The following is a 26,659-nucleotide window of genomic DNA, read 5'->3' as shown; positions in this document are numbered from 1 at the left end:
GGCCGTGATGATGGCCGACATGGCCGCATCGACCGCGATCACTGAACAGATTGGCGCGGAAAAAACCTATCAACTGCTGACACGGTTGATCGCGATGGCGATTGCGGCGGTTGAGGCAGAAGGCGGCACGGCGCTGACCTTTGGGGGCGACAGTTTGCTTGCGTCCTTTGGCGCGCCTGTTGCGGTCGAAGATGCGTCTTTGCGGGCCTGCCGCGCGGCGCTGGCGTTTCAGGCGGCGCTGACCCGCGACAGTGACGCGCTTGAACAGCGTTTCGGGGTCAGGCCCCAGTTTCGCATCGGGATTAGCGGTGGCATGGTTGTCGTGGGCCATATGGGGCCGAATGCGGGTATGGACCTGAATATCATGGGCCAACCCGTGAATGCTGCGGCAAGGTTGCAGGAATTAGCCCAGCCCGGGCAAATTTTGCTGTCGGATGCGATGTTCGAACAGGTGGCCGGAGAGGTGGATTGCACCGACCTTGGCCCCCAGACCCTGAAGGGGCTTACCGGACGGCCCCATGCCTTTGTGCTGCACAAAACGCTGGACGCATCCGAGCGTTTTGCCGGCCGCATCCGCCGCGGGCTGGTGGATATGGTAGGTCGCCGCGCGCAGTTGGATGGCCTGCGCCACGCCATCAATGCCACGCCCCAAGGCTGGCATATGACCTTGATCGAAGGGCCGCCCGGCATTGGGAAATCACGGTTGCTGTATGATTTGCGGCTGTCGATGCAAGGCGAACGACAGGTGTTTCAAGGGCAATGCAGGTCGGGGTCGCAAGCGCCATACCAACCCCTGACCGATATTTTGCTTGCCGTCAGTCAGGTTAATGCGGCCGAGGGGCCAGATGCCATATTGGCGGGGCTGAAGCAGGTTTTGGGCGCTGATATTGACCTATCTGCGTTGCGCCACCTTTTTGCGCCGGGCAAGGAAGTGATTTCGTCGGAAACTGGCGGCAACCTTGCGCTGGCCTTGCGCGAAACGCTGCGGCGCGCGTTGATGCGGCTTTATACCATAAGCCCAAGCCTGATGGTTATTGAGGATATGCACTGGATCGACGGGTCCACCAGGAGCCTTTTGGACGATCTGCTGCGCCAAAGCGGGGCACGGATGCCACCCGCCGCCTGCCCGTTCTTGCTGACCACGCGCCCCGAAGGTATCAACGCCTTGGCGCACCACGAAACAACCACGACCTTGCGCCTTGGAGCCCTGACGCTGGACGAAACACGCGACCTTGCGTCCCGGCGGGTGCGCAGCGCGGTTTTGTCACCCGAGCTTGTGGACCGTTTGTATGAAAAGTCCGAAGGCAACCCGCTGTTTATCGAAGAAATCATGCGCTACCTTGGGTCGATAGATGCGTTGGTTGACGGCCCAAAAGGGTTGATCATCCGGCCCAGTGTTCGGGTGGACCTTGCTGGCGGCAATTTGCAGCATCTGGTGATGGCGCGTGTCGATGCTTTGCCCGCCCCGATGCGCCAAACGCTGCGCTTTGCCGCCGTGCAAGGCCGTCAGTTCAGCCAAATGGTGCTGGAATCCGTCGAACAGGGCCAAGATTTATCGCCCCATCTGGCGGAAGCCGCGGACCGTGGGTTGATTGAGGTTGCCCCCGGCGGCAATGCCGATCAATGGCGGTTTCGTCACGCGCTTTTGCGCGATGCGATTTATGGCAGTTTGCTGGAAGACAACCGATTGCCGATGCATCAGATCATTGGCATGGCGCTGGAAACCATGACAGCCGACCACGCGGACGAGCATTGCGAAACGCTGGCCTTTCATTTCAATGCGGCGCACATGCCTGCGCGCGCGTTGCCCTATCTGATCCAATCGGCGCGCAAGGCCTTGCAGGTGTATGACCTGAACGAAGTGGACAGAGTACTGTCGCTGGCCCGCGATATGTTGCGCCGCGAGCCTGCGTTGATTGACCAAGCCAAGCTTGACCGGATGGTCGTGATTTGGCTGGAGGCAATGAATTTCAAAGGTGATTTTGCCCGCGCGATTGAGGTTGGGCGCGAGTTTTTGCCAAAGCTGCAAGCCGGTGGAAATGAGCGGGCGATTGAAATCGCCGTGTCACATTACGCAACGGCCTTGACCCATGTGCGCGATTATCCGCAGGCGATAGAGCTGGCCAAAAACGGCATCACGCAGGCGCAAAAGCGCGGGGATGAAATGTCGGCGGCCTGGCTGCATTTGCCCTTGCTGCGCGCCTATGAAGAAACCAACGCAGTGCCCCATGCGGCCATTATGGATATGGCCGATGACACCTTGCGAAAGGCCGAAAGCTTTGGCGAGACGCGGCTGAAAATGCAGATCATTTATTTGCAGGCCGCACATTTCCGGTCAATCGGGAAAATGGCCCGCGCGCGCGAACGCAACGACGCCTTGCGCGATTTTGCCATTCTCCAGAATGATCGGCGTGGCCAAGGCTTTGCCGCGTGGTCACAAACGCTGTTGTATCAAGTGGTTGAAGAGAACGAGGCGGCTGTGGAATTGGCCGAAGCATCAATGGCGCTGACCTTACCGGGAACGGCAGACAAGCATGTGATGGTGTCGCTTTGGGCTGCCAATACCGTGTTGGGGAAAAACCCGAGGGCAGCGCGGGCCACATTGGACGAAATGATCGCTTTGTCGCGCAACTATCTGGATTACAACATTATTCAGGGAAATGCGTTGATTGACGCGATCTATTACTTGCGGCTTGGTAAGGTTGCTTTGGGGTGGAAGCGGCTGTGTGCGGTGTTGGACGATACGCGCAGCTCGGGTAATGTGGTGTTTAGCCGGTATTTTCATTTGGTGCGGGCCGAGATTTTGGTCAAGATCGCCGGATTGATGAAAGAGCCGCCCCCCGGCCCCGATTACCCCGACCGCAGCGTGGTGCCCCCGCCAAAACCCGGGCTGGTCGATATTTTGACGGTGTTAAAGCTGCGTTTGGTGGCACGGCGCATGGCATTGGCGGATCTGGCCTATTTTCGGGCTAATTTTCATGGCGATGGCACGGGCGTCCATGAGGCGCGGGCGTTGACCTGCGAAGCGTTGCTGAACCGTGACCGCGCGGCCCGTGATGCGGGGCTGCGGCGGGCGGCGGCATTGGCACAAGACGAAGGCCTGGCCATATTGCAACGGCGGATTGAAGCGCAATTGTAACGGGTTAGCGCGCCAGCCGCAGCAGGCCTTCGACATCCAAGCACTGTTCCAGATGTTGCGCCAAGGCGTCCAAAGTGGTTTCGACCGTATCGCTGTACGATAGCTGCGACGAAGCTGCGCCACGCGCTTGCAAGAACGCCGCGCGAAAACTGTCATCCCCGAACATGCCGTGCAGATAGCTGCCCATGATGCGGCCATCGCTGGACACGGCGCCTTCGGGTTGGCCGTTGATATGGGCAAAAGGGCGCGCACGGGCGGGGCCGTCGCTGCGCCCGATATGGATTTCATAGCCCGTGATCGGACATCCGGTTTCGGCATGGGTGGCAGAGACGCGGGTCAGGGTTTTATCGGGGCTCATCACCGTATCAACATCCAAAAGGCCAAGGCCAGCTGTGTCACCCGCCGCCCCTTCTATGCCCTGCGGGTCGCGCACCCAATTGCCAAGCATCTGATATCCACCACAAATTCCCAGCACAGCCCCACCGCGCCGCACATGGGCGGCGATATCAACATCCCAACCCTGCGCGCGCAGATAGGCGAGGTCGCCACGGGTGGATTTGGACCCGGGGATGACAATCAGGTCGGTATCGCCCGGCACCGCCTGCCCCGCACCGATCATTTGCAGGTTTACGCCGGGTTCTTGCGCCAAGGGGTCGAGGTCATCGAAATTGGCGATGCGCGACAGGGTAAGGCAGGCGATTTTATAAGCGCCCGAACCGCCGCCCTTTGGCAGGTCAAGCGCGTCTTCGGCAGGGAGGCGCGTGGCGTTGGGGAAGAAAGGGACCACGCCGAAACCGCGCCAATTGGTGCGGTCGGCAATCAGTTTGTAGCCGTCATCGAACAGCGACACATCACCGCGAAACTTGTTAATAAGGAACCCTGCGATCAAGGCGTTATCGGCGGGGTCCAGCACCGCTTGGGTGCCGATCATCTGGGCAATGACGCCGCCACGGTCGATATCACCGACAAGGATCACGGGGACATTGGCAGCCGATGCAAAGCCCATATTGGCAATGTCGCCTGCACGCAGGTTCACCTCGGCAGGGCTGCCAGCACCTTCGACAATGACCAGATCACATTGCGATTTCAGGCGGTTAAAGCTGTCGAGGACGGGGGCCATCAGCTTTGGTTTCAGCGCCGAATATTCGCGCGCTTTGACGGTGGCCACGCGGCGGCCTTGGACGATGACTTGGGAGCCGACCTCGGATTCAGGTTTTAGGAGGACGGGGTTCATATCGACCATCGGGTCCACCCCGCAAGCCATCGCTTGTAAGGCCTGCGCGCGGCCAATTTCGCCGCCATCGGCGGTGACGGCAGCGTTGTTGGACATGTTTTGCGGTTTGAACGGGCGCACCGACAACCCGCGCAGTTTAGCCGCACGGCACAGCCCCGCCACCAGCAAGGATTTACCGACATTGGACCCTGCCCCTTGGATCATCAGCGCGCGCATGGGTTATCCTTGAAAGGGCAAGAACGCCTCGACCGCCGCGGTGGCGATGACGAGGATGTTGCCGTTGTCGGGATTGGTGACGTTCAGCCCGCCGTGGGTCGCGGTGACGGTGGCCCGACCACGGGGCAGTTTTTCGGCGAGTGCCGCGCAATCCACCAGATCGGGGTTTTGCACACCGATGGTCACGCGGACCTCCATTTCGGCATGGGAAATGCCGACAGATTCAAACATCGGGATGGCGGAATGGCGGATCGCGTCTTCAATCGCGCGGGCGGCGGCTTTGGTATAATCTTGGCCGTATTGGTCGTTGCCCATGCCCATTTCGATAATAAAACGCTGCATCTATGCCTCCATCTCAAACGACACCGAGATTGCGGCATTGGCGATGACGGTGGGGTTGCCACCATCGGCGCGCGGCACATCCAGCCCGCCTTTGACCACCGAAATCGTGACTTGCCCGTACGGGAACACGGCGGCGAGGGTATCTTGGGCAACCAGATCGGGCTGCTGGACGCCAATTTCCAGATCAATCAACATGTCCGATTTGTCACGGCCAAAGAGTTCGGCGAGGTTGATGGAATTGTGCCACAGCGCATCTTTGACCGCGCGCACGGCGGCCTCGGTATAATCTTGACGGCGCAGCGATGTGCCCATGCCCAGTTCGGTCAACATGCGCTTTTTCATTCAGTATTCCACGCCTTTTTGCGCTTTGACACCCGACCGGAACGGGTGCTTGATCAGGGTCATTTCCGTGACCAGATCGGCCAGTTCGATCAACTCCTCTTTCGCGTTGCGGCCCGTCAGGACCACATGGGTCATGGGCGGTTTATGGTCGTGCAGGAAGGCCACGACTTCGGCTATATCAAGGTAGTCATAGCGCAGGGCGATGTTGATTTCATCGAGCAGGACGAATTGGATTTCGGGATCGAGGATCAGTTCTTTGGCCTTGGCCCAACCGGCCTGTGCTGCGGCGACATCGCGTTCGCGGTCTTGGGTTTCCCAGGTAAAACCTTCGCCCATCGCGTGAAACTGGCACATGTCGGAAAAATTCGCCTCGATCAAGCGGCGCTCGCCTGTGTCCCATGCGCCTTTGATGAACTGGACAACGGCGGAGGGCATGCCGTGGGCGATACAGCGCAGGATCATCCCGAAACCGGAGGAGGATTTGCCTTTGCCCGCGCCTGTGTGGACAATCACGAGGCCTTTGTCGCCTTCTTTGGTGGCCATGATCTTGTCGCGCGCGGCCTTTTTCTTGGCCATTTTAGTGGCGTGGCGGGCGTTATCGACGGGGGGCTTTTCGGCGGGCGGCTTTTCTGTGGGGGTCTGGTCCATGTCGGGCATCCTTTCATTCGGCTTGGCGCATCTTTGGCACCAGTTGTGGCCCACTACAACCCGAACCGCCGTGGGCTGCTGCGTCAATTACGGCACGGGGGCGCTTGACTCCGCCCCGCCACTTGGCCCAAGTGGGCGCTGCTGGTGCCCGAAGGTTTTCGGGTGAAAAGGGAATGTGCCAAGGCGATACGCGCCCCAAGCACAGCCGCCCCCGCGACCGTGACCGGAGAGGTCGCCCAATGCCACTGGCCCGTAAGGCTGGGAAGGCGGGGCAACCGCAGGGGCAACCGCGCCCCGATATCCGCAAGCCGGGAGACCTGCCAGCGCGAGAGAGACACGAAGTCCGGGCGGGGTGCCCCGGTGTCGGGCATTTGCGTATGCGCCCGCCATTTTTGCCCCGGTCCGATGTGATGCCAAGGACCGATGCGATGAGTGATGCCACTGCGACCAATTTGCCAGATGCAGAGTTGTTGATCTGCGTGACCTGCAAAACCAGCTTGCCTGCAAACCCGCTGGCTGACTTGGCTGCGGCCGAGGATGAAACCCGCCCCGGTGCGCGTCTTTATGCGGCGCTAATGGCAGGGGAGTTGCCTGCGGGGCTGCAGGTGCATGCGGTGGAATGCCTTTCCAATTGCACGCGCGGCTGTACCGTGGCGCTGCGGGGTGGTGACGCGCGTTGGTCCTATGTTTACGGCAATCTGAATCCCGATACCGATGTCGAAACCCTGCGCGATGGCGCTGCCCGTTACCTGACTGCCGCAGATGGGCTAGTGCCGTGGCGCGAAAGGTCGCAACACTTTCGCAAGAATTGCATCGCGCGGATTCCGCCCGCCACGTTCACCCCTATTGACCTAACCCCCGCTACTTTGACCAAGGATGCCCCCAATGTCTGATCTGTCCAAAATCCCCGTTACTGTGATCACTGGTTTCCTCGGGTCGGGCAAAACCACGCTGATCCGGCATTTGATGATGAACCCGCAGGGGAAACGCTTGGCGATTTTGGTCAATGAGTTTGGGACCGTGGGCGTGGATGGCGACATCTTGAAATCTTGCGCCGATGAAAGCTGTCCGGTGGAAAATATTGTCGAGCTGGCGAATGGCTGCATTTGCTGCACCGTGGCCGATGATTTTATCCCGACGATTGAGGCGCTGATGGCGATGCCGCAGCGGCCCGACCATATTTTGATTGAAACCTCGGGGTTGGCCTTGCCCAAGCCGTTGTTGAAGGCGTTTGATTGGCCTGCAATCCGGTCCAAGATTACGGTCGATGGGGTGATTGCGCTGGCCGATGCCGAGGCGGTGGCGGCGGGCCGTTTTGCGCCCGATGTGGCGGCGGTGGATGCGCAGCGTTTGGCCGATGACAGTATTGACCATGAAACGCCGTTGTCCGAGGTGTTTGAGGATCAGATCGCCTGTGCCGATATTATCCTTTTGTCCAAGGCGGATTTGGCGGGTGAGGCTGGATTGGCGGCTGCACGCGCGGTGATCACGTCGGAAACCGTGCGTAAGGTGCCGATGATTGCGATGACGGATGGGGTGATTGATCCGCGCGTGATTTTGGGTCTGAATTCGGCGGCGGAGGATGATATCGACGCCCGCCCCAGCCATCATGACGGGCATGACGACCACGAGCATGATGATTTTGAAAGCGTGGTGATTGATTTGCCGGAAGTGGCCGACCCTGACGCATTGCAAGCCGCGATTATTCGTCTGGCGCGGGAACAGCACATCCTGCGGGTCAAAGGCTATGTTGCGGTGACGGGCAAGCCGATGCGGATGCTGGTGCAAGCCGTGGGCGAGCGTATTCGCGTGCAATATGACCGCCCGTGGGGGGATACCCCGCGCCAGACCCGACTGGTGGTAATTGCCGAGCATGACCACATCAACGAGGCGGCGATCCGCGCGGTGCTAGAGGCCTGATCTATGCATGTCGTCTTTCGCGAAAGCCACGGGTTAGAGGAAACGGACACGCCCTATGACGTGGGGCAAAGCCCTGCCGATTTGGTGGTATTGTCCTTTTCCGACAGTGACCTTGGGGCCTTTGCGGCGGGCTGGCAGCGGGGGCGGGATACGCTGCCTACAACGCGCTTGGCCAATTTGGTGGCGCTGCGGCATCCGTTGTCGGTAGATACTTATGTTGAGAATACTTTGGCAGGCTCCAAGGGGATTTTGATCCGGCTGATCGGGGGCGAAAGCTATTGGTCCTATGGCTTGGCGCAGGTGCAGGATCTGTGCCGCAGGCGGGGGATTGCCTTGGCGATTGTGCCTGCCGATGGGCGGCCCGATGCGCGGCTGGATGCGTTGTCGACCTTGCCAGTCTCGACCTTGCGGCGGTTGTCGGCGCTGTGTGAGGCGGGGGGGGCTGTGGCAGCGCAAGCGGCTTTGGCGCAAATGGCGCTGGCGGCGGGGCTTTATGCGGGGCCGGTTGTGGGCGATAAATCGGTGCCGGAATGTGGGTGGTATGACCCTGATTTTGGGGTCATTGCAGGGCCAAAGGCGGATGGCCCCACGGTGGCGGTGACGTTTTACCGCAGCTATTTGACCTCGGCTGATACCAGCCCCGTTGACGCACTTATCACCCGCTTGCGGGCGCGCGGGCTTAACGCTGTGGGGCTGTTTGCCAATTCGTTGAAGGCACCCGTTTCGGCGGCGTGGGTGCGGCAGGCCTTGGGCGATTTGGCCCCTGTTGCGGTGATCAACGCCACTGCTTTTTCGGCGAAGGGTGCCGATGGCACGTCGCCGCTTGATGCGCCCGGGTGCCCAGTGTTTCAGGTCGGTCTGTCAACGGCGCGGCGGCGCGAATGGGTTGATGCCGACCGTGGATTGTCGCCTGCCGATCTGGCGATGCATGTGGTGTTGCCCGAGGTGGATGGCCGTATTTTCGCGGGCGCTGTAAGTTTCAAAGCCCCCACCCCGCGCGACCCCGATTTGCAGTTTTCCCGCTTTACCCACCGCGCCGATACGGGCCTGATTGAGGCGGCGGTGGAGAAGGTGGCGGCGTGGTATGCGCTGGCCCAAACCCCTGCGCCTGCGCGGCGCTTGGCGATTGTTCTGTCCACCTATCCTGGTAAAACCTATCAGCTGGCGCATGCGGTTGGCCTTGATGCGATTGCGTCGACCGAGGCGATTTTGGCGCGGTTAGAGGCGGAGGGCTATCGTGCCGTGGCTGGCGAAGGGCTGGGGCAGGATTTGACCCACCGCACGATTGCTTGGCCGTTAAAGGATTATGCGACCGCGCTGAAATCCCTGACGCAGGGGTTGCAAGATGACCTGACCCAAGCGTGGGGCGGGGCGGAAGATGATCCGGCTGCGGCGGATGGGGCGATGCGGTTTAAGGCTGTGATGCGCGGTGAGACCTTGGTCGCCCTGCAACCCGAGCGGGGTGAGGTGAACAGCCGCGATGATGACTACCACGACCTGTCGCGCACGCCGCGCCATGCCTATGTCGCGTTCTATTTGTGGCTGCGCGCACAAGGCCTGCACGCGTTGGTTCATGTCGGCGCGCATGGCACGCTGGAATGGTTGCCGGGCAAATCGGTGGCCTTGTCGCAGGCCTGTTGGCCCGATGCGCTGACGGGGCCATTGCCCGTGATCTATCCCTTTATCGTCAATGATCCGGGTGAGGCCGCGCAAGCCAAACGCCGGATTGGCGCGGTAACGCTGGGCCATATGCCGCCGCCCATGGCGCTGTCGGAAACGCCTGCCAATATGACGCGGCTGGAACGCTTGCTGGATGAATATTCCACTGCCGACGGGCTGGACCCAGCGCGGCGTGACCGCTTGATCGCTGATGTTCGGGCCGAGGCACAGGCGGCGGGGGTAGAGACGGATTTGGGGCTGGATGCTGATGCGTCGCCCGCCGAAGCGATCACGCGGATTGACCGGTTTGTTTGTGATGTAAAGGAAAGCCAATACGGCGAAGGGCTGCATATTTTTGGCCCCAGCGGTGAGATGGACGGGTTGCTGACGGCCCTTGCGGGGCGCCGCGTGGCCCCAGGCCCGTCTGGGTCGCCCTACCGTGGCCGGACCGATGTGCAACCCACGGGGCGCAACCTGTTTTCGGTTGATCCCCGCGCGGTGCCGTCGCGTTCCGCCCATGCCCAAGGCGTCAAGCTGGCCGAGGAATTGCTGCGCCGCCATTTGCAGGACCAAGGCGATTGGCCAAAGGGTTTGGTGATTGACCTGTGGGGGTCAGCGTCGATGCGGACATCGGGCGAAGAGTTTGCGATGGCCATGCATCTGGCTGGCGTGGCCCCGCGCTGGGACGAAGGGTCTGAACGCGTGTCGGGGTACGAGATCACGCCGCTCGCCCTGCTGCGCCGCCCCCGTATTGATGTGACGTTGCGCGTGTCGGGGCTGTTTCGTGATATTTTTCCGGGCCTTGCGCAGATGTTTGAGGCCGCAAGCGAGGCGCTGTCGCTGCGTGATGAGACGGTGGAGGATAACCCCTATATTGCCCGTACGCACCGCGTTTTTGGCCCCAAACCGGGGCTTTACGGCATGGGCATGACCGACGCACTGGAGGATTTTTCCGATGAGGGCCGCGCCTTGGCGGGTGAGGCGTGGTTGAAAGGGTCGGAATGGGCGATTGATGCGCAAGGGGCGTCGCACCATGCACGGGCCGCGCTCGAGGCGCGGGTTTTGGCCGCCGACAGCTTTGCCCATGTGCAGGATTTGGCGGAAACCGATGTGCTGGTCGCGTCTGATTATGCAGCACACGAGGGCGGGTTTGCGGCGGCGGTGGCGGCACTGGGGGGGCAAGCGCCTGCGCTGTACCACATTGATGCAACGCGGGCTGACAGCCCCCGCGCGCGCACCTTGGCCGAGGAAATTGCCCGTGTGATACGGGCGCGCGCAGCCAACCCGAACTGGGCCAACAGCATGATGAACCACGGGTTTCGGGGGGCTGCCGAGGTGGCCGCAACACTGGACCATCTGGCGTCATTCGCGCATTTGACCCGCGCCGTGCCGCCGCATCTGTTTGATTTGTACCACGAGGCGACCTTGGGCCGCGACGATTTGCGCGACTTTCTGGCACGCGAAAACCCCGCAGCTTTGGCCGCGATGCAGGCCAAATTTGCCGCCTTGCGCGATGCGGGCCTGTGGCTGACGCGGCGCAATTCGATTGCGGCGGCGATAGAGGCCCACCCCTTGGAGGCAGGAGAATGAGCGCGCCGATTGTCCAAGGCTGGTGCCCTGGTGCGCTGCGCCCGATGATGTCGGGCGACGGTTTGGTCGTGCGGGTGCGGCCACGCGGGGGGCGGTTGACGACGGTGCAGGCCAAGGGGATTGCCGCACTGGCGGGCAGGCATGGCAACGGATTGCTGGACCTGTCAAACCGCGCCAACCTGCAAATACGGGGGGTGAACGAGGCGGGCCACCCTGCCTTGATCGACGGTTTGCGCGCGCTTGGCTGTTTGGATGACAGTGCCGAGGCCGAGGCGCGCCGCAATATTATGGTTGGCCCGTTTTGGGCGGCGGGGGATGCGACCCAAGCGGTTTATGCCGCGTTGGAAGCCGGACTGTCGGGCACGAATGCCCCGAAACTGCCTGGAAAATTCGGATTTTCGATTGATTTGTCGCCGCAGAACGCGCTGTGCGGGGCGGCGGCCGATATCCGGATCGAGGCGGGAAACGGCGGGATTTTGGTGCGAGGCGACGGGTTCGAGACAGGCGCGCTGGCCGAGTGCCCTGCCGAGGCGGCGGCTTTGGCGCTGGCATTGGCGCATTGGTTCACGCAAACGGGGCACATCCAGAACGGGCGCGGGCGGATGGCGACGCTGTTTGCAGGGCTGGCCCCTGCCGCGCGCCATGCGTGCCTGCCAGCGGCGTTTCAAACCACACAGGCCTTGCCCGCAAGCCCCGCGACCCCGCAGATTGGGCCTTGTGCGCAAGGGTATCTGTTGGGCTTTGCCTTTGGTCAGATGACGGCGCAAACCCTTGCAAGCCTTGCCGATCTGGGTGATCTGCGACTGACCCCGTGGCGTATGGTTTTGGTCGAAGGGCTGGCCACGGCCCCCACCCTGCCCAGCCTGATAACCGCACCCCATGACCCCTTGCTGCGGGTTGTGGCCTGCACGGGCGCGCCGGGCTGTTTGCAGGCGCTGGCCCCCACGCGCGCGCTGGCCGTCGCTTTGGCCGCGCATGTGCCGCAGGGGCAAACCCTGCATGTGTCGGGCTGCGCCAAAGGGTGCGCCATGCCTGCCCCTGCCGAATATACGCTTGTGGCCACGACAAACGGCTTTGCTGCGTTGCACAAGGCCACGGCGGCAGGTAGGCCGCATAGCACCCATTCCGCCGCCGACCTTATGGCAAACCCCGACCTTTTGTTTGAGAAACCCAATGCCCCACAGCTATGAAACCAATGGCGCGGCCATTTACCTGCAATCCTTTGCCATGATCCGCGCCGAGGCGGATTTGGCGCGATTTACACCCGAAGAAGAAATTGTCGCCGTGCGCATGATCCACGCGGCGGGGATGGTGGGGCTGGAACAGTACATCCAGTTTTCGGCGGGCATGGCGATTGCGGCGCGGGCAGCGCTGGAAGACGGCGCGCCTGTTTTGTGCGATGCGCATATGGTGTCCGAAGGCATCACCCGCAAACGCCTGCCGCGCGAAAATGAGGTGATCTGCACCCTGCGCGATCCGCGTGTGGCGGGGCTGGCGGCCGATATGCAAAACACGCGGTCAGCGGTGGCGCTGGAGCTGTGGCGGCCCATGTTGGGCGGTGCCGTGGTGGCGATTGGCAATGCGCCAACTGCGCTGTTTCATTTGCTGAACATGCTGGAAGACCCCGCCTGCCCCCGCCCCGCCGCGATTATCGGATGCCCTGTGGGGTTTGTTGGGGCTGCCGAAAGCAAAGAGGCGCTGATGTTGGCGCCGCCTGTCCCATCCGTGGTGGTGTCGGGACGGTTGGGCGGGTCGGCGATTACTGTGGCGGCGGTCAACGCGCTTGCCAGCCGGAAGGAATAAAAATGGCCCGTATCATCTGCGCAGGGCTGGGGCCGGGCGATCCCGATCTGATTTCGGTTAAATCGGACCGGATTATCCGTGCAGGGCAAACGATTGCCTATTTCCGCAAGGCCGGCAAACGTGGCCAGGCCCGCCAGATTGTCGAGGGCATGCTGCGCGCGGATGCGGTTGAACTGGCGATGGAATACCCTGTCACCACCGAAATTCTGTTCAACACACCGGAATACAACGACATTCTGGCACATTTCTATGACGGTTGGGCCGAACGCCTGGTCGCCCTGCCCGGCGAGGTGGTGGTGCTGTGCGAAGGGGACCCCTTCTTTTACGGGTCGTTTATGCATCTGTATACGCGCCTGCAAGGACGGGTGGACATTGACGTGATCCCCGGCATTACGGGGATGACGGGGTGCTGGAATGCCACGGGTGTACCGATCACTTGGGGCGATGATGTGATGACCGTGCTGATGGCCACCTTGCCAGAGGCGGATTTGGTGCAGCATATGGGCCAGTCGGACGCGCTGGTCATTATGAAAACCGGGCGCAACCTGCCCAAGGTGCGGCGCGCGCTGGAAGCGGCGGGGCGGCTGGATGCGGCGTGGCTGGTGGAACGCGGCACCATGCCCAAACAGCGTGTGATGAAGCTGGCCGATCTGGACGACAGCGACACGCCCTATTTTGCCATTGTGCTGGTGCATGGGCATGGGCGCAGGCCGGAGATTGCGGAATGAAAGGCGAGGATAAGGGCTGGTTGGTGGTGGCAGGCCTTGGCCCCGGTTCGGATGCTTTGGTCACGCCAGAGGTGACGGCGGCACTGGCCGATGCGACCGATGTTGTGGGCTATATCCCTTATGTTGCCCGCGTGGCCCCGCGTGACGGGTTGACGCTGCATCCGTCCGACAACCGCGTTGAAATGGACCGCGCCCAACATGCGCTGGACATGGCGGCGGCGGGGCGGCGGGTGGTTGTGGTCTCATCCGGTGATCCGGGGGTGTTCGCGATGGCCTCGGCGATATTTGAGGCGTTGGAGGCGATGCCGCAGTACCTGCCCCTTGATATCCGCATTCTGCCCGGCATTACCGCGATGCTGGCGGCGGCGGCGCGGGCCGGTGCGCCCTTGGGCCATGATTTCTGCGCGATTAACTTAAGTGACAATCTGAAACCCTTTGCCACGGTGGAAAAGCGGGTGGCACTGGCCGCGCAAGGCGATTTCGCGATGGCGTTTTACAACCCGCGGTCGGCCAGCCGCCCGCATCAGTTTGCGCGTGTGTTGGAGGTGTTGCGCGAGCATTGTGAACCCACGCGGTTGATTACGTTTGCGCGGGCCGTGTCCACGCCGGACGAGGCGCTGAAGACTGTGACGCTGGCCGAGGCTGTGCCCGAGATGGCCGATATGCGCACGGTTGTGCTGGTCGGCAATTCCGCGACCCGCAGGATCGGGCGGCATGTTTATACACCACGGTCGGCGCTATGACCCAGCCATGCCAACACCTGCGCGACCGAGGCCACGATGCGACGCGGCGGCAGGGTTGGTCTGTCGATCATAATAACCGCCACGCCCAGCGCGCGGGCGGCGTGGAGTTTGGCCGCAGCCCCCGCGCCGCCTGCGTTTTTGGCGACGATATGGGTGATTTTGTTGCCGCGCAGCAAGGCGGTATCGCTTGCGATATCAAAGGGGCCGCGCGCGATAATGACGGTGGTATTCGGCAAGGGTTGGCTTGTGGGCGGATCGACCAGCCGCAGCAGGTAATGGTGCTGCGGCTTGGTGGCGAAGGCATCAAGGGTTTGCTTTCCAATCGCCAAGAATACCCGCGCAGGCGTGTCGGGCAAGGCGGCAACCGCGCCTGCGATATTCGGCACATGGATCCAGTGATCGCCGCTGGTGACCTGCCAAGGCGCGCGCTCCAAGGCCAGCAGTTGCACACCGCAGGCAAGGCTGGCATCAACCGCGTTCCGGCTCATTTGCGCGGCAAAGGGGTGGGTTGCATCGATAATATGGGTGATACTGTTGGCGCGCAGGTAATCGCACAGACCCGCCACGCCGCCAAAACCGCCGATGCGGGTGGGCAAGGGCTGGGGCACGGGGTTTGCGGTGCGACCCGCATAGGAAAACACGGCGTCTACGCCTTGTGCTGCAAGGGCGGTGGCAAGCTGACTTGCCTCAGTGGTTCCGCCCAAGAGGAGGGTGCGCATGGCTGATCCTTGGTTGCATATCATTGGATTGAATGAAGACGGGCTGGACGGTTTGTCAAGCCTTGCGCGCGCCGCATTGGACCGCGCCTGCGTGGTTTTCGGCGCACCACGGCATTTGCAACTGGCAGACGTGGGCGCGCGCGGGCAGGCGTGGCCTGTGCCATTTTCGACAGGTCCGGTGCTGGCGCAGCGGGGCACGCCTGTGGTTATCCTCGCCTCGGGTGATCCGTTCTGGTTTGGGGCGGGCGGGTCGATCGCACAGCATTTGGATGCGGGGGAATGGGTGTCCTACCCTGCCCCGTCCACCTTTGCGCTGGCGGCCAACCTTTTGGGCTGGCGGCTGGAAGTTGCGCGCTGTTTTGGCCTGCATGCGGCAGCCTATGCCCATTTGGCACCGCATCTGACACGCGGGGCGCAACTGATTTGCTTGGTCCGTGATGGGGCGGCGCCTGCGGAATTGGCATCGTGGCTGGTCGAACATGGGGCCGGTGACGCTCAGATGCACGTGCTGGAATGCCTTGGCGGGCCACGCCAGCGCAGCCGTCAAACCAGCGCCAAGGAATTTGATCTGGCAGATGTCCAAGCGCCCGTTGCCGTGGCCGTTGAGGTGATGCAAACCACGGCCCGCGCGCGCAGTGGTGGCCTGCCCGATGCCAGCTTTGCCCATGACGGCCAGATCACCAAACAGCCTGTGCGCGCGGTAACGATATCGGCGCTTGCCCCAAGGCAAGACGAAGTGCTGTGGGATATTGGCGCGGGATCGGGGTCCATCTCGGTCGAATGGTGCCTTGCAGGCGGGCGGGCCGTGGCGTTTGAGGCGAAACCCGCGCGCGCCGCGAATATTCGCGCAAATATAGACAGGTTCGGGTTAGCGCAGCAGATGACGGTGGTCGAGGGCAAGGTAGGGGCGGAGTTGCCCGATGCGCCCCTGCCCGATGCGATGTTCATTGGTGGCGGGGCGAATGACGCATTGCTGCACGCGCTTTGGGATCATCTGCCACAAGGGACGCGGTTGGTGATTAACGGCGTTACCTTGGAAACCGAGGGGCTGTTGGCACAGTGGCATGGAACCAAGGGCGGGCAGTTGTTGCGGATGGAATTGGCACATGCCGCCCCCTTGGGCACGATGCGCGGCTGGGTGCCGCTGCGGCCTGTGGTGCAGTGGAGTGTGGTGCGATGATCGTCGCGGGGTTTGGCCTGCGCGGCGCGGCCACCTTGGCCAGTTTGCGCGCACTGCTGGGAGAGACGCAGATAGATGCGCTGGCCGTGGTGGCCGACAAGGCCAGCCACCCCGCGCTGATCGGCTTGGCCGCAATTATGGCAAAACCCTTGCTGCCCATCGCGCTGGCCGATTTGGCTGTTGAGCGTGCCCAAACCCCTGCCCCCCACCAACCCCACCGTTACGGGAACACGTCTGTGGCCGAAGCCGCCGCACTGGCAGCCGCTGGGCCCATGGCCGTTTTGATCCACCCCCGCATCATCGCCGCCGATGGCACCGCCACAATGGCACTTGCACAAGGACCCGAGACATGACCGTTCATTTCATTGGCGCAGGCCCCGGTGCGCCCGACCTGATCACCCTGCGCGGCCGCGACCTGATCGCCGCCTGCCCCGTGTGCCTGTATGCGGGGTCGCTGGTGCCCCAAGCCCTGCTGGCCCATTGCCCCAGCGGCGCGCGGATTGTGAACACCGCACCAATGTCGCTGGACGAAATTATGGCCGAGATTGCGACCGCCCATGCGGCGGGCCAAGACGTCGCGCGGCTGCATTCGGGGGATTTGTCGATTTGGTCGGCGATGGGGGAACAGTTGCGCCGCCTGCGCGCGCTGAACATTCCCTATGATGTAACGCCGGGGGTGCCATCCTTTGCCGCGGCGGCGGCGGCCTTGGGCGCGGAACTGACCTTACCCGGCGTGGCGCAATCGGTGATCCTGACCCGCACATCGGGGCGCGCGACGTCTATGCCCGAAGGCGAAACGCTTGCGGCCTTTGCGGCAACGGGGGCCACGCTGGCGATTCATTTGTCGGTACATATGCTAGAGGCTGTCGTGGCCGAGTTGACCCCGCATTACGGCGCCGATTGTCCTGTGGCGGTGGTTTGGCGGGCAAGTTGGCCGGACCAGCGCGTGGTCAAGGCCACGCTAGACACCTTGGAAACCGCGATTGGGGCAGAAATGGAGCGCACCGCCCTTATCCTTGTCGGGCGTGCCATTGGAGCCGAAGAGTTTGACGAAAGCCGCCTATATGCCGGTGATTATGATCGCCGTTACCGCCCCGTCGGCACCGATCCGCGCTTTCCGGATGCGGATCAATGATCAAAGGGCTGCTGATTTCCGCCCCCGCGTCGGGCACCGGCAAAACGACCGTGACCTTGGGGTTGCTGGCCGCATTGCGGGCGCAAGGGGTCACGGTGCAACCGTTCAAAAGCGGGCCGGATTATATTGACCCTGCGTTTCATTCGGCTGCCGCAGGCCGCGCTTCGTTCAATCTGGACAGCTGGGCCATGCCTGCCGCAACCCTGCACGACATTCGCGCCCAAGCGGACGGGGCCGATCTGATCATTGCTGAAGGGTCGATGGGCCTGTTTGACGGTGTGGCGATTGCAGGCGAGGCTGGCAGCGGGGCCAGTGCCGATATCGCAAGCCTTATGGGCTGGCCTGTGGTGTTGGTGATTGATGTGTCGGGGCAGGCGCAATCCGCCGCCGCCGTGGCCTTGGGATTTTCAAAACTGCGGCCCGACATGCCTTTTGCGGGGGTAATTTTGAACCGCGTGGCATCCCCCCGCCATGAGGCGATGGTGCGGGCAGGGATGGAAGCTGCGGGCATTCGCGTGTTTGGCAGCTTGCCACGCAACCCCGACATCACCTTGCCCGAACGCCATTTGGGGCTGGTGCAGGCCGAGGAAAACCCCGAGCTGGAGGCGATTTTGGCCCGTGCGGCAGCGTTTATCGCGGCCAATGTGGATATTCCCGCGCTGTTGGATGTGGCAAATGCGGCCAGCACAACGCCTAGCGCTGGCCCCGCATCACCCCCGCCCGGCATGCGCATTGCCCTTGCCCGCGACACCGCGTTTTCCTTTGTTTACCCGCATCTGATTGCAGCTTGGCGGCAGGCGGGGGCTGCGATCCTGCCCTTTTCGCCACTTGCCGATCAAGGGCCGGATAACAGTGCCGACTGTTGCTGGCTGCCCGGCGGCTACCCTGAACTGCATGCCGGAAAGCTGGCGGCGGCGGCTGTGTTTCGCCGTGACATCACGGCCTTTGCCCAAACCCGCCCCGTGCATGGGGAATGCGGGGGCTATATGGCGATGGGGGCCGCGCTGGTGGATAAGGACGGGGTCAGCCACGAAATGGCGGGGCTTTTGGGCCTTGTGACATCCTATGAGAAACGCAAAATGCACCTTGGCTACCGTCAGGCGCACCTGTCCCATCCCATCCCCGGCTATGCTGCGGGCGCGGCCTTGCGGGGGCATGAATTTCATTATTCCACGATCCTGTCACAACCGGACGCGCCCTTGGCAACCGTGCGCGATGCCAGCGGCGCACAGGTTTCCGAGACAGGCTCCTTGCGCAGGCTTGGCGGGGGTGGCATGGCTACGGGCACCTATTTCCACCTGATCGGGCAAGCAACATGACCGGCTTTGTATCTTTTGTCTCGTCTGGCCCCGGTGATCCGGACCTGTTGACCCTTGCCGCTGTCAAACGATTACAAATGGCCGATGCAGTGTTGTTTGATGACCTATCGTCGGGGCCCATTTTGGAACATGCCAAACAGGGCGCGGACCTTGTGGGCGTGGGCAAGCGGGCGGGGCGCGCGTCACCCAAACAGGACCATGTGAGCCGGTTGTTGGTGGATTATGCCAGCACGGGGCAGCATGTGGTGCGCCTGAAATCGGGTGATGCGGGGATTTTTGGGCGGCTGGAGGAAGAGATCACGGCGCTGCGCGCGGCGGGGATCAAGTATGAGATTATTCCGGGTGTTACGGCGGCATCTGCGGCGGCTGCAGCGGCTGGCATTCCCCTGACCCGCCGCCTGACCGCACGGCGCGTACAGTTTTTGACCGGCGCCGATGTGACGGGTGATTTGCCCGAAGGGCTGAACTGGGCCGCCCTTGCCGATGCGCAGGCGACCACTGTGGTTTATATGGGCAAGCGGACCTGTGGTGTGTTGGCGGTAAACTTGCAGGCGCATGGAATGGCGGCAGATACGCCGGTTTTACTGGCGCAAAACATCTCGAAACCCGATCAAAGCCTGACGCGGGGCACGCTTGGCACACTGGCGCAAATGGTCGAAGCTGCGGGCGATGATGGACCTGCGCTGATATTGATCGGGCCTTTGGCGGAAAGCGCATGACGACGCTGACACTGTGCAAATCCTGCCCCGCAGGGCAATCAGGGTTTGATGATATGCTGCGCAACGCATTGCAAACGCTTGATTTTGATGTGACGCTGGCCAGCGTGGAGTGCATGTCTGGCTGCGCACGCCCGTCCACGCTGGCGTGTCGAGCCACAGGCAAAACCGCCTATTTGTTCGGTGATATCACCGACGAAGACCTGCCAGATATCCTGACCTTTTTGCGCCTTTATGCAGCCAGCCCCGACGGCAATTTTGCCGATGCCCGCCCTTTGGGCCGTTTGCGGCAAAAAGCACTGGCCCGCATCCCTGGATAACGGCATAAAGGTCGCGAAACAGCGATCCCGCGCCGCAATTCACCTTGACCCGTGCCCCCGTTCAACGGCACAAGGGTGGGGCAAGGTGTTCGATCGGCGCAAAGCGCCCGAACTGAAACGGGAATGGGAACGGGCGGACCTAATCAGGCGCCCAAACCCCAACCGCCCCCGCGACTGTATGCGGCGAGCGGCTTTCCAAATTGCCACTGACCGGGGTTCCGGTTGGGAAGGCGGAAAGCTGCTACGACCCGCGAGTCAGGAGACCGGCCTTGCGAAGGAAACACATATCCCGTCGGGTGAGACGGTAAGGAGACTGAAAATGACGACGAATACCCAAGCAACTGCCAAATCCTCGGCCCTGCTGTCGGTTCTGTTTGTAGCCCTGTTGGGCGGCACGGTTCTGTTTGTGGCGGGCCATGCGCAATCGTCGACGCTGCATGATGCGGCCCATGACGTGCGTCACGCGACCGGATTTCCCTGCCACTAAGGCAGCGTTTTCCACCCTATGATCCAGAAAATGGTGACCAGCGCGTTGATCGCTGGCTTTGTGGCCGGTCTGCTTGCAGCCCTGCTTCATTTCGCATTTGTGCAACAGTATATTCTGTTGGGCGAACAATATGAATCCGGGGCGATTGTGCATTTTGAAAATGCCGCCGCCCCCCCAACGCTTCATGACCACGACACAGACCAAGCCACCGATGAAACCGCCAGCGAACCTGCGACAGGTATGGCCGCCGATATGACAGCCGAACCTGCCGCCGATGGGCACGCCCATTCGCATGAGGCGGGCGAGGTTACGCCCCTGACCCGCAACAGCCTGACGGTTTTGTTTGCGGGCCTGATCTATGTTGCCTATGCGCTGATTTTGACCGCGGGCTTTGGCCTTGCGGCCAGTTTTGGCAAGGTCATCACCGCGCGTGAAGGGTTGCTGTGGGGGATTGCGGGCTTTGCCAGCTTTCAGCTTGCGCCATCTTTGGGGCTTGCGCCCGAACTGCCCGGCACGATTGCGGCAGACCTGACGGCGCGGCAAATCTGGTGGTGGGGGACGGTTTTATCCACGGGCACGGGCCTTGCGCTGCTGGCCTATGGGCGTGGATATGTGGCGATTGCTGCGGCGGTATTGCTGTTGGCAGCCCCCCATATCATCGGGGCACCGCTGCCCGATGCCTATTGGGGCGTTGCCCCGCCCGAAGTTGCGGCGATGTTTTCGGCCCGCGTTCTGGCCACGGCGCTGACGGTCTGGGCCGTGCTGGGCTGGTTGGCCGGATACCTTTGGTCGCAAGAAAAAGCTTGAACTTTATCCCCGACGGCGGCATCGCTGTCGGGGATAGCCCCTGCCGGAGAGTGCCATGAAAGACCTGTTCCTTGTTGGCATCGGCACCGGAAACCCCGAACATATCACGCTGCAAGCGATCCGGACGCTGAACGCGGTTGATGTGGTTTTGATCCCCCGCAAAGGCGACAGCAAGGCCGATCTGGCCGAAATTCGGCGTGAAATTTGTGCTGAAGTCGTGACAAACCCCGCCACCCGCATTGTGGAATTCGATCTACCGACACGGGATGAGGCGACGCCGGATTACCTTCAGCGGGTCGAGGATTGGCATGACCGGATCGCCACCGTCTGGGCCGAAACGCTGGCGCGAACGGACGGGCCAAAGGCCCGCGTGGCCTTGTTGGTTTGGGGGGATCCATCGCTGTATGACAGCACGTTGCGCATTGCATCGCGCCTGACGCCCCGTCCTGCTATAACGGTTATTCCTGGCATCACCTCGCTTCAAGGGCTGACAGCGGCGCATGCCATTCCGCTGAATGATCTGGCGGCCCCGTTCACCGTGACCACGGGGCGGCAATTGCGCGATGGGGGCTGGCCTGCGGGCAGTGACCGCATTGCCGTGATGCTGGACGGCGAATGTTCGTTTACCGATGTCGCGACGGAGAACACCACGATCTGGTGGGCGGCCTATGTTGGCATGCCGCAACAAACCACACTCAGCGGCCCGCTGGCGGAAACGGGGCCAAAGATCATCGAAACCCGCAAAATCCTGCGGGCTGCGCATGGCTGGGTCATGGATATTTACATCCTTGACCGCAGCAAAGCGGATCAAGCCTAGGGTAGAACATCCCCTTTCTCCTCGCCTTGACCATGGCTTAAAAACACCTCGTCGCAGTGGCCATCGGTCGGCGAAAACCGAATGCGCCGCATAAGGCTGCCGCCCAAACCCGATTGGACCACCAAAACGCCCTGTTCCGCCAAGTACCGTTGTGCAAAATCTGCGTTGCGCTTGCCCATATCACGGCGCCCGTCATGCACTTTTGCCCCGCCAAAGAGACAGGCCCGAAATCGCGCCACATCGCCGCCTTGTGCCACGATACCCGACATCAGCCCTGCAATCGCTTGGGGGCCAAATCTGGTTTCATCGAGGCGCTTTGCCTCGCCCCCCGGGAACAGGAAATGCGCCATGCCGCCAACCCGCGCAACGGGGTCAAACAGGCAAACAACAACGCAAGACCCTATAATCGCCGTAAAAACAATGCGGACATCGCCGGTCACACCGATCTGGCCTTGCACAACATGCACCGTGCGGCGCCCAACCGCTGCCCCCATCGCCAAAGACAAACCCATCCATCACCGCCTTTCTGTATCGCGGGGGACCTGCCCCCAAAGCCGCCACCCAACACCGTAACCGCTGCGACTTAATGCAAAGTAAAGCTGCAACATCCCGAAACAGATCGGCGCATCGCATATTCGCTGCGACTTGGGCTTGAAATCCCCAAAGACCGTGGTATCAGGACGGCGTCCGGGATGGGTGGCCGAGTGGTTTAAGGCTCTAGTCTTGAAAACTAGCGTGCGGGGAACCGTACCGTGGGTTCGAATCCCACCCCATCCGGACCTTCCTATCACAGGCTTTGCCAAATTCCGCCGAATGCAGGCCTAGGCCTTTCCACGGGGCAGGCATCACGATATGATGCGCCACAACGTCACGCTGTTTGAAAGGCTCTGTGCTGGCAAACCGATGACAGGACGACAAGCGCGCCACAGAATGCGCGCGGCAATAGGGGCAAAGAATGGCACGAGCGACGATTAAAGTTTTCCTTCTGGTATCCGCCGCGGCCTTTGGGGTGTCGGCCTGCCAAAACGGCAGTAACCCTTTTGCCAGCAAGGATAATCCTGACGGTTCCGGCGCTGCGGTGTCGAGTGAAACCTCGGTCCGGCTTGTCGACCGCGACGTCGAAGCGCCGCAGGTTTTCCAAGTCAGCGATGAGGCGCTTTGGGATGGTCGCCCGTCGCTTGGCGGTGTTTGGGTCGCCTCGCCCGATGCCAAGGATCCTGAACGTGTTATCTTGCGCAACCCGTCCAATGGCAAATTTGTGATCGGCGCGTTATTCCGGCGTGAACGGATCAACCCCGGTCCGGCCTTGCAAATCTCATCTGATGCGGCGGCCGCCTTGGGCATTCTGGCTGGTGGCCCGACCAAAATTAACGTAACCGCCCTGCGCCGCGAAGAGGCCGAGGCCGAAGTTCCCGATGCCACCCGCCCGATCCTTGATGCCAATGAGGCCGTGCAAACAACGGCGCTTGATCCGGTTTCAACGGCCGCATTGGATAAGGTTGAGAGCAAACCGATTGCAGCCGCAGCGCCACCCAAGGCCGCAGCCAAGGCAACCGCCAAGCCGGAAACCAAACCTGCGACGCCAAGCACAGGTGGCAAGACTCTGATCCAAATCGGCATTTTCAGCGTCGAGGCCAACGCCAACCGCGCCGCCGCCACGCTGACACAGGCCGGCGTCGCCGCCAATGTGACCAAAGACAGCACACAGGGTAAAACCTTCTGGCGCGTTGTCGCAGGTCCAGCGGCTGCAAATGCACGTGACGCCACCTTGTCCAAGGTCAAAGGCTTGGGCTTCACCGACGCCTATTTCGTGTCTCGCTAACCATTCGCCCCACATCTATCCGACCCGAACCCCAAGGAGCCCATAATGCTATTCAAACGCTTTTTGTGCATGCTTGCGCTTTTGCCCTTTATCGGACAGGCGCAGGCGTTCGAGACGCGGGCCACGGCGGCATGGGTTTACGATATGGCGACCCAAACCGTGCTGATGGACAAAAACGCCGACCAATCCTTGCCGCCTGCGTCGATGTCCAAGCTGATGACCCTGAATATGCTTTTCGAGGCGCTGCGCGATGGCCGTGTCACGATGGACACCGAGTTTACCGTGTCTACCCGCGCCAAGGATATGGGCGGATCGACCATGTTTTTGAACGAACGCGACCGCCCCACCGCGCGCGATCTGATCCACGGAATTATCATCAATTCGGGCAATGATGCCTGTGTGGTGGTGGCCGAAGGGCTTTCTGGCACCGAAGAGGCGTTTTCCAGCCAAATGACCGATCGCGCCATCGCCTTGGGGATGACCAATTCTAACTTTGCCAACGCCTCGGGCTGGCCGGACCCTCGCCAACGCATGTCGATGCGCGACCTTGGCATCCTTGCCCGCCGTTTGATCGAGGAATTTCCGGAATATTACCCGATCTTTGCCGAAACCGAATTCAACTTTGCCGACCGCGCAGCCGCCAACCGCCACAACCGCAATCCCATGTTGAAACTGGGCGGCGGGGCAGACGGGCTGAAAACCGGCCATACGGCCGAGGCAGGTTACGGGCTTGTCGGGTCTGCCAAGCAAGGCGACAGGCGGGTGATTTTCGTGATCACCGGCCTTGAATCGGAAAAAGAGCGCGCCGAAGAGGCGGACCGCATGATGAACTGGGCCTTTCGCCAGTTCGTTTTGAAAACCGTGATAAAAGCTGGGACCCGTGTGGCCGATGCTGATGTTTGGCTGGGGTCGGCCAAAACGGTTGGCCTTGTTGCGGCACAAGATGTGTCGATGCTGGTGCCCGCCCTTGTGCAAGACGGGGTCAAGGCCGACGTCACCTATACCGGCCCGCTGACGGCCCCGCTTGCGGCAGGCACCGAAGTTGGCGAATTGGTGATCACCGTCCCAGACCTGCCAGAACGCCGTATTCCCCTATTGACCGAAGCCGCTGTGGGCCAAGCCAGCTTTACCCAGCGGCTGCAAAAAGCGGTCAGTGTTTTGCACAAGCGTTTCTTGTCCGATGCGGAACCGGCCACCTGATATGGCGGGCGCACGCGGGCTTTTCATCAGCTTTGAGGGCATCGACGGGTCGGGCAAAAGTACCCAAGCCCGCATGCTGGCCGAGGCTTTGCGCGCGCTTGGCCACACCGTCCATCTTACCCGTGAACCCGGTGGCAGCGCGGGGGCTGAGGATATTCGCCGCCTTGTGCTGGAAGGCGACCCCGACCGCTGGTCCCCCGAAACCGAGATTTTGCTGTTTACCGCCGCGCGCCGCGACCATCTGGAAAAGACCATCCGCCCTGCCCTCGCGCGTGGCGAGGTGGTGATAACCGACCGTTTTGCCGACAGCACGCGCATGTATCAAGGCATCCGTCGTGGTTCGGGTACAGATCTGCGCGTGATGGTCGATGATCTGCACGCACGCATGATTGGCGTTGAACCTGATCTGACCGTCTTGATTGATATTGATGCCGCCACGGGCCATTCCCGTGCCGTTGCCCGTGCCGGCGCGGAACAGCGGTTTGAGGATATGGGCAGCGAAATGCAGGCCCGTATGCGCGATGGCTTCCTTGCCCTTGCCCAGACCGAACCCCGCTTTGCCGTCATCAACGGCGCGCGCGACCCTGAAACGATTGCTGCCGATGTGCTGGCCACCGCCTTGGCCAAACTGGCATGAGCCGCGCCCCCAAAACCGCGATCGAGGACCGCCCGCAACCCGATCAGGTGACAGGCGCGCCGCACCCGCGCGAAACGCCCACCTTGATAGGCCATCAGGTGGCAGAACAAACCTTTCTTGATGCTTACCGTTCGGGCAAGCTGCACCACGGCTGGATGATCACCGGCCCGCTTGGGCTTGGTAAGGCGACGCTGGCGTGGAAAATCGCGCGGTTTTTGCTGGCAACACCGGATGAAGCGGGCGGGATGTTTGCCGCCCCGCCGCCGGAAACGCTGGATATTTCGCCCGATCACCCCATTTCGCACCGCCTGATCGCCCTGTCTGAACCGCGGCTGTTTTTGCTGCGCCGCGCGTGGGATGATGACAAACGCAAGCTGAAATCGGTGATTACGGTCGATGAAGTGCGCAAGATGAAAAACTACTTTTCCTTGTCCGCCGCCGATGGGGGCCGCCGTGTGGCGATCATCGACGCGGTGGACGAGATGAACCCCCAAGCTGCCAACGCCCTGCTGAAACTGCTAGAGGAACCGCCGCCGAACGTGACCCTGCTGCTGGTCAGCCACCAACCGTTTCGCCTGCTGCCCACCATTCGGTCGCGCTGCCGCGAACTTCGGCTGTCGCCGTTGAATGCGCAGGATATGGCAACGGCACTGGCCCTGACGGGCGATGCGCCCGATGACCCCGTGCCCTTTGCCGAACTGTCGGGCGGGTCGGTGGGCGAAGCGATACGGATCATGAATCTTGACGGGCTAAAGCTCTATGCCGGTCTGATTTCCCTGTTTGCCACCCTGCCCCGCCTTGACCGTAACCGCGCGCAAACGCTGGCCGAACTGGGTGCAGGGCGCGGGAACGAAGAAAAATTCGATCTGATCCTTGCGCTGATTGATCTGTTTCTTGCCCGCCTTGCCCGCGCAGGCACGCTTGGCCATTGCCCACCCGAGGCGGCAAAAGGCGAGGCCGAACTGATCGCGCGCCTGTCGCCCCACCCGATAGCCGCACGTCAATGGGCCGATCTGGCCCAAGGTCTGGCTGCCCGCGCGCGCCGTGGCAGGGCCGTAAACCTTGACCCTGCCGCGCTTCTCATGGATATGGTTCTAAGGATAGACGAGACGGCGGGACGGCTCGCCCAGAGGTGA

General features: G+C 61.8%; 27 protein-coding genes, 1 tRNA gene and 2 riboswitches. Of the genes, 22 read left to right on the top strand and 6 right to left on the bottom strand.

All coding sequences use genetic code 11. The features are described 5' to 3' along the window. The first annotated feature begins 7 nt into the window (after positions 1–7). Entirely contained in the window at positions 8–3,139 is a 3,132-nt protein-coding gene (locus G560_RS0103130) for an ATP-binding protein (protein WP_022702860.1), read from the top strand. Between the two features lie 4 nt (positions 3,140–3,143). Here the strand turns inward: G560_RS0103130 and G560_RS0103125 are convergent, their stop codons facing one another. From G560_RS0103125 to cobO, 4 genes are read right to left on the bottom strand one after another with little or no spacing between them, the layout of a single operon-like run. Then, positions 3,144–4,589, bottom strand: a complete 1,446-nt coding sequence (locus G560_RS0103125; RefSeq protein WP_022702859.1) for a cobyric acid synthase — start codon at positions 4,587–4,589, stop codon at positions 3,144–3,146. A 3-nt stretch (positions 4,590–4,592) separates the two neighbouring features. Next, positions 4,593–4,931 (bottom strand): Lin0512 family protein, encoded by a 339-nt coding sequence (locus G560_RS0103120; protein WP_022702858.1) that lies wholly within the window; start codon positions 4,929–4,931, stop codon positions 4,593–4,595. Beyond that, a complete protein-coding gene (locus G560_RS0103115) occupies positions 4,932–5,273 on the bottom strand; it encodes a Lin0512 family protein (protein ID WP_022702857.1) in 342 nt (113 codons plus the stop codon). Next, complete coding sequence (cobO, locus tag G560_RS0103110) at positions 5,274–5,921, bottom strand: cob(I)yrinic acid a,c-diamide adenosyltransferase (RefSeq protein ID WP_022702856.1); 648 nt, start codon at positions 5,919–5,921, stop codon at positions 5,274–5,276. A 139-nt stretch (positions 5,922–6,060) separates the two neighbouring features. Continuing rightward, positions 6,061–6,247, top strand: a riboswitch (cobalamin riboswitch). A 102-nt stretch (positions 6,248–6,349) separates the two neighbouring features. On the opposite strand from cobO, the gene G560_RS18365 reads away from it, so the two are divergent. Genes G560_RS18365 through cobJ form a run of 7 tightly spaced genes read left to right on the top strand, consistent with a single transcriptional unit; the run spans position 6,350 to position 14,364 of the window. After that, positions 6,350–6,814, top strand: a complete 465-nt coding sequence (locus tag G560_RS18365; RefSeq protein ID WP_022702855.1) for a DUF1636 family protein — start codon at positions 6,350–6,352, stop codon at positions 6,812–6,814. Continuing rightward, positions 6,807–7,841, top strand: a complete 1,035-nt coding sequence (gene cobW, locus G560_RS0103100; RefSeq protein ID WP_022702854.1) for a cobalamin biosynthesis protein CobW — start codon at positions 6,807–6,809, stop codon at positions 7,839–7,841. Before G560_RS18365 ends, cobW begins: the two co-directional genes overlap by 8 nt. A 3-nt stretch (positions 7,842–7,844) precedes the next feature. Beyond that, positions 7,845–11,090 carry a cobaltochelatase subunit CobN gene (gene cobN / locus G560_RS0103095; RefSeq protein ID WP_022702853.1) on the top strand — a complete coding sequence of 1,082 codons (3,246 nt, stop codon included), beginning with the start codon at positions 7,845–7,847 and terminating at the stop codon, positions 11,088–11,090. Next, positions 11,087–12,280: a precorrin-3B synthase gene (gene cobG, locus G560_RS0103090; RefSeq protein ID WP_022702852.1), complete on the top strand. Its 1,194-nt coding sequence runs from the start codon at positions 11,087–11,089 to the stop codon at positions 12,278–12,280. The genes cobN and cobG overlap by 4 nt, the downstream gene beginning before the upstream one ends. Further along, entirely contained in the window at positions 12,264–12,893 is a 630-nt protein-coding gene (locus G560_RS0103085) for a precorrin-8X methylmutase (RefSeq protein ID WP_022702851.1), read from the top strand. Before cobG ends, G560_RS0103085 begins: the two co-directional genes overlap by 17 nt. Before the next feature lie 2 nt (positions 12,894–12,895). Continuing rightward, positions 12,896–13,621: a precorrin-2 C(20)-methyltransferase gene (locus G560_RS0103080; protein WP_022702850.1), complete on the top strand. Its 726-nt coding sequence runs from the start codon at positions 12,896–12,898 to the stop codon at positions 13,619–13,621. Beyond that, the gene (gene cobJ, locus G560_RS0103075) at positions 13,618–14,364 is read left to right on the top strand and encodes a precorrin-3B C(17)-methyltransferase (protein ID WP_022702849.1); all 747 of its coding nucleotides are present in this window, start codon (positions 13,618–13,620) and stop codon (positions 14,362–14,364) included. The genes G560_RS0103080 and cobJ overlap by 4 nt, the downstream gene beginning before the upstream one ends. Here cobJ and G560_RS0103070 read toward each other — a convergent pair. Beyond that, entirely contained in the window at positions 14,340–15,083 is a 744-nt protein-coding gene (locus G560_RS0103070) for a cobalt-precorrin-6A reductase (RefSeq protein ID WP_022702848.1), read from the bottom strand. The two genes, cobJ and G560_RS0103070, sit on opposite strands and share 25 nt — an antisense overlap. Here G560_RS0103070 and G560_RS0103065 point away from each other — a divergent pair. The 9 genes from G560_RS0103065 (at position 15,082) to cobF (ending at position 21,864) form a co-directional block, all read left to right on the top strand. After that, positions 15,082–16,263, top strand: coding sequence for a bifunctional cobalt-precorrin-7 (C(5))-methyltransferase/cobalt-precorrin-6B (C(15))-methyltransferase (locus G560_RS0103065; RefSeq protein ID WP_022702847.1), 1,182 nt, complete (start codon positions 15,082–15,084; stop codon positions 16,261–16,263). The genes G560_RS0103070 and G560_RS0103065 overlap by 2 nt on opposite strands. Then, positions 16,260–16,616: a cobalamin biosynthesis protein gene (locus G560_RS0103060; RefSeq protein WP_022702846.1), complete on the top strand. Its 357-nt coding sequence runs from the start codon at positions 16,260–16,262 to the stop codon at positions 16,614–16,616. Before G560_RS0103065 ends, G560_RS0103060 begins: the two co-directional genes overlap by 4 nt. Continuing rightward, positions 16,613–17,398 carry a precorrin-4 C(11)-methyltransferase gene (gene cobM, locus G560_RS0103055; RefSeq protein WP_022702845.1) on the top strand — a complete coding sequence of 262 codons (786 nt, stop codon included), beginning with the start codon at positions 16,613–16,615 and terminating at the stop codon, positions 17,396–17,398. Before G560_RS0103060 ends, cobM begins: the two co-directional genes overlap by 4 nt. Further along, a complete protein-coding gene (locus G560_RS0103050) occupies positions 17,395–18,717 on the top strand; it encodes a cobyrinic acid a,c-diamide synthase CobB (protein ID WP_022702844.1) in 1,323 nt (440 codons plus the stop codon). Before cobM ends, G560_RS0103050 begins: the two co-directional genes overlap by 4 nt. Next, positions 18,714–19,436, top strand: a complete 723-nt coding sequence (gene cobA / locus G560_RS0103045; protein WP_022702843.1) for a uroporphyrinogen-III C-methyltransferase — start codon at positions 18,714–18,716, stop codon at positions 19,434–19,436. The genes G560_RS0103050 and cobA overlap by 4 nt, the downstream gene beginning before the upstream one ends. Then, positions 19,433–19,753 carry a DUF1636 domain-containing protein gene (locus G560_RS0103040; protein ID WP_022702842.1) on the top strand — a complete coding sequence of 107 codons (321 nt, stop codon included), beginning with the start codon at positions 19,433–19,435 and terminating at the stop codon, positions 19,751–19,753. The genes cobA and G560_RS0103040 overlap by 4 nt, the downstream gene beginning before the upstream one ends. Positions 19,754–19,819: 66 nt before the next feature. Then, positions 19,820–20,039: riboswitch (cobalamin riboswitch) on the top strand. Between the two features lie 33 nt (positions 20,040–20,072). Then, a complete protein-coding gene (locus G560_RS20520; protein WP_022702841.1) occupies positions 20,073–20,240 on the top strand; it encodes a CbtB domain-containing protein in 168 nt (55 codons plus the stop codon). 18 nt (positions 20,241–20,258) lie between these two features. Continuing rightward, the gene (locus G560_RS0103030) at positions 20,259–21,047 is read left to right on the top strand and encodes a CbtA family protein (protein ID WP_022702840.1); all 789 of its coding nucleotides are present in this window, start codon (positions 20,259–20,261) and stop codon (positions 21,045–21,047) included. Positions 21,048–21,102: 55 nt separating this feature from the next. Beyond that, complete coding sequence (gene cobF, locus G560_RS0103025) at positions 21,103–21,864, top strand: precorrin-6A synthase (deacetylating) (RefSeq protein WP_022702839.1); 762 nt, start codon at positions 21,103–21,105, stop codon at positions 21,862–21,864. On the opposite strand, the gene G560_RS18360 is transcribed toward cobF, so the two are convergent. After that, on the bottom strand, positions 21,861–22,376 hold the full coding sequence (locus tag G560_RS18360) for a chemotaxis protein CheD (protein WP_022702838.1): 516 nt from the start codon (positions 22,374–22,376) through the stop codon (positions 21,861–21,863). The genes cobF and G560_RS18360 overlap by 4 nt on opposite strands. A 178-nt stretch (positions 22,377–22,554) precedes the next feature. Here G560_RS18360 and G560_RS0103015 point away from each other — a divergent pair. The 5 genes from G560_RS0103015 to G560_RS0102995 all read left to right on the top strand — a co-directional run bounded on the left by G560_RS0103015 (position 22,555) and on the right by G560_RS0102995 (position 26,659). Then, positions 22,555–22,641, top strand: a tRNA-Ser gene (locus G560_RS0103015). A gap of 178 nt (positions 22,642–22,819) precedes the next feature. Continuing rightward, positions 22,820–23,686, top strand: a complete 867-nt coding sequence (locus G560_RS0103010) for an SPOR domain-containing protein (protein ID WP_022702837.1) — start codon at positions 22,820–22,822, stop codon at positions 23,684–23,686. Between the two features lie 45 nt (positions 23,687–23,731). After that, complete coding sequence (locus tag G560_RS0103005; protein ID WP_022702836.1) at positions 23,732–24,886, top strand: D-alanyl-D-alanine carboxypeptidase family protein; 1,155 nt, start codon at positions 23,732–23,734, stop codon at positions 24,884–24,886. Then, positions 24,867–25,523 carry a dTMP kinase gene (gene tmk / locus G560_RS0103000; RefSeq protein ID WP_022702835.1) on the top strand — a complete coding sequence of 219 codons (657 nt, stop codon included), beginning with the start codon at positions 24,867–24,869 and terminating at the stop codon, positions 25,521–25,523. Before G560_RS0103005 ends, tmk begins: the two co-directional genes overlap by 20 nt. Then, entirely contained in the window at positions 25,520–26,659 is a 1,140-nt protein-coding gene (locus G560_RS0102995) for a DNA polymerase III subunit delta' (protein ID WP_022702834.1), read from the top strand. The genes tmk and G560_RS0102995 overlap by 4 nt, the downstream gene beginning before the upstream one ends.

Origin of the sequence: Pseudorhodobacter ferrugineus DSM 5888 (assembly GCF_000420745.1) — a bacterium.
Classification (GTDB): Bacteria; Pseudomonadota; Alphaproteobacteria; order Rhodobacterales; family Rhodobacteraceae; genus Pseudorhodobacter; species Pseudorhodobacter ferrugineus.
This window is presented reverse-complemented; position numbering and strand designations above follow the sequence as displayed.

Excerpts from the sequence above, each read along its gene's own strand:
- G560_RS0103050 (WP_022702844.1), top strand. The coding sequence starts at position 17,395 with ATGATCAAAGGGCTGCTGATTTCCGCCCCCGCGTCGGGCACCGGCAAA.
- G560_RS0103080 (WP_022702850.1), top strand. The coding sequence starts at position 12,896 with ATGGCCCGTATCATCTGCGCAGGGCTGGGGCCGGGCGATCCCGATCTG.
- G560_RS0103085 (WP_022702851.1), top strand. The coding sequence starts at position 12,264 with ATGCCCCACAGCTATGAAACCAATGGCGCGGCCATTTACCTGCAATCC.
- G560_RS0102995 (WP_022702834.1), top strand. The coding sequence starts at position 25,520 with ATGAGCCGCGCCCCCAAAACCGCGATCGAGGACCGCCCGCAACCCGAT.
- G560_RS0103030 (WP_022702840.1), top strand. The coding sequence starts at position 20,259 with ATGATCCAGAAAATGGTGACCAGCGCGTTGATCGCTGGCTTTGTGGCC.
- cobA (WP_022702843.1), top strand. The coding sequence starts at position 18,714 with ATGACCGGCTTTGTATCTTTTGTCTCGTCTGGCCCCGGTGATCCGGAC.
- cobM (WP_022702845.1), top strand. The coding sequence starts at position 16,613 with ATGACCGTTCATTTCATTGGCGCAGGCCCCGGTGCGCCCGACCTGATC.
- G560_RS0103040 (WP_022702842.1), top strand. The coding sequence starts at position 19,433 with ATGACGACGCTGACACTGTGCAAATCCTGCCCCGCAGGGCAATCAGGG.
- cobJ (WP_022702849.1), top strand. The coding sequence starts at position 13,618 with ATGAAAGGCGAGGATAAGGGCTGGTTGGTGGTGGCAGGCCTTGGCCCC.
- cobN (WP_022702853.1), top strand. The coding sequence starts at position 7,845 with ATGCATGTCGTCTTTCGCGAAAGCCACGGGTTAGAGGAAACGGACACG.
- G560_RS18365 (WP_022702855.1), top strand. The coding sequence starts at position 6,350 with ATGAGTGATGCCACTGCGACCAATTTGCCAGATGCAGAGTTGTTGATC.
- G560_RS0103120 (WP_022702858.1), bottom strand. The coding sequence starts at position 4,931 with ATGCAGCGTTTTATTATCGAAATGGGCATGGGCAACGACCAATACGGC.
- G560_RS0103130 (WP_022702860.1), top strand. The coding sequence starts at position 8 with ATGATGGCCGACATGGCCGCATCGACCGCGATCACTGAACAGATTGGC.
- G560_RS0103010 (WP_022702837.1), top strand. The coding sequence starts at position 22,820 with ATGGCACGAGCGACGATTAAAGTTTTCCTTCTGGTATCCGCCGCGGCC.
- cobF (WP_022702839.1), top strand. The coding sequence starts at position 21,103 with ATGAAAGACCTGTTCCTTGTTGGCATCGGCACCGGAAACCCCGAACAT.
- G560_RS0103060 (WP_022702846.1), top strand. The coding sequence starts at position 16,260 with ATGATCGTCGCGGGGTTTGGCCTGCGCGGCGCGGCCACCTTGGCCAGT.
- cobW (WP_022702854.1), top strand. The coding sequence starts at position 6,807 with ATGTCTGATCTGTCCAAAATCCCCGTTACTGTGATCACTGGTTTCCTC.
- G560_RS18360 (WP_022702838.1), bottom strand. The coding sequence starts at position 22,376 with ATGGGTTTGTCTTTGGCGATGGGGGCAGCGGTTGGGCGCCGCACGGTG.
- cobO (WP_022702856.1), bottom strand. The coding sequence starts at position 5,921 with ATGGACCAGACCCCCACAGAAAAGCCGCCCGCCGAAAAGCCCCCCGTC.
- cobG (WP_022702852.1), top strand. The coding sequence starts at position 11,087 with ATGAGCGCGCCGATTGTCCAAGGCTGGTGCCCTGGTGCGCTGCGCCCG.
- G560_RS0103125 (WP_022702859.1), bottom strand. The coding sequence starts at position 4,589 with ATGCGCGCGCTGATGATCCAAGGGGCAGGGTCCAATGTCGGTAAATCC.
- G560_RS0103005 (WP_022702836.1), top strand. The coding sequence starts at position 23,732 with ATGCTATTCAAACGCTTTTTGTGCATGCTTGCGCTTTTGCCCTTTATC.
- G560_RS0103065 (WP_022702847.1), top strand. The coding sequence starts at position 15,082 with ATGGCTGATCCTTGGTTGCATATCATTGGATTGAATGAAGACGGGCTG.
- G560_RS0103115 (WP_022702857.1), bottom strand. The coding sequence starts at position 5,273 with ATGAAAAAGCGCATGTTGACCGAACTGGGCATGGGCACATCGCTGCGC.
- G560_RS0103070 (WP_022702848.1), bottom strand. The coding sequence starts at position 15,083 with ATGCGCACCCTCCTCTTGGGCGGAACCACTGAGGCAAGTCAGCTTGCC.
- tmk (WP_022702835.1), top strand. The coding sequence starts at position 24,867 with ATGCGGAACCGGCCACCTGATATGGCGGGCGCACGCGGGCTTTTCATC.
- G560_RS20520 (WP_022702841.1), top strand. The coding sequence starts at position 20,073 with ATGACGACGAATACCCAAGCAACTGCCAAATCCTCGGCCCTGCTGTCG.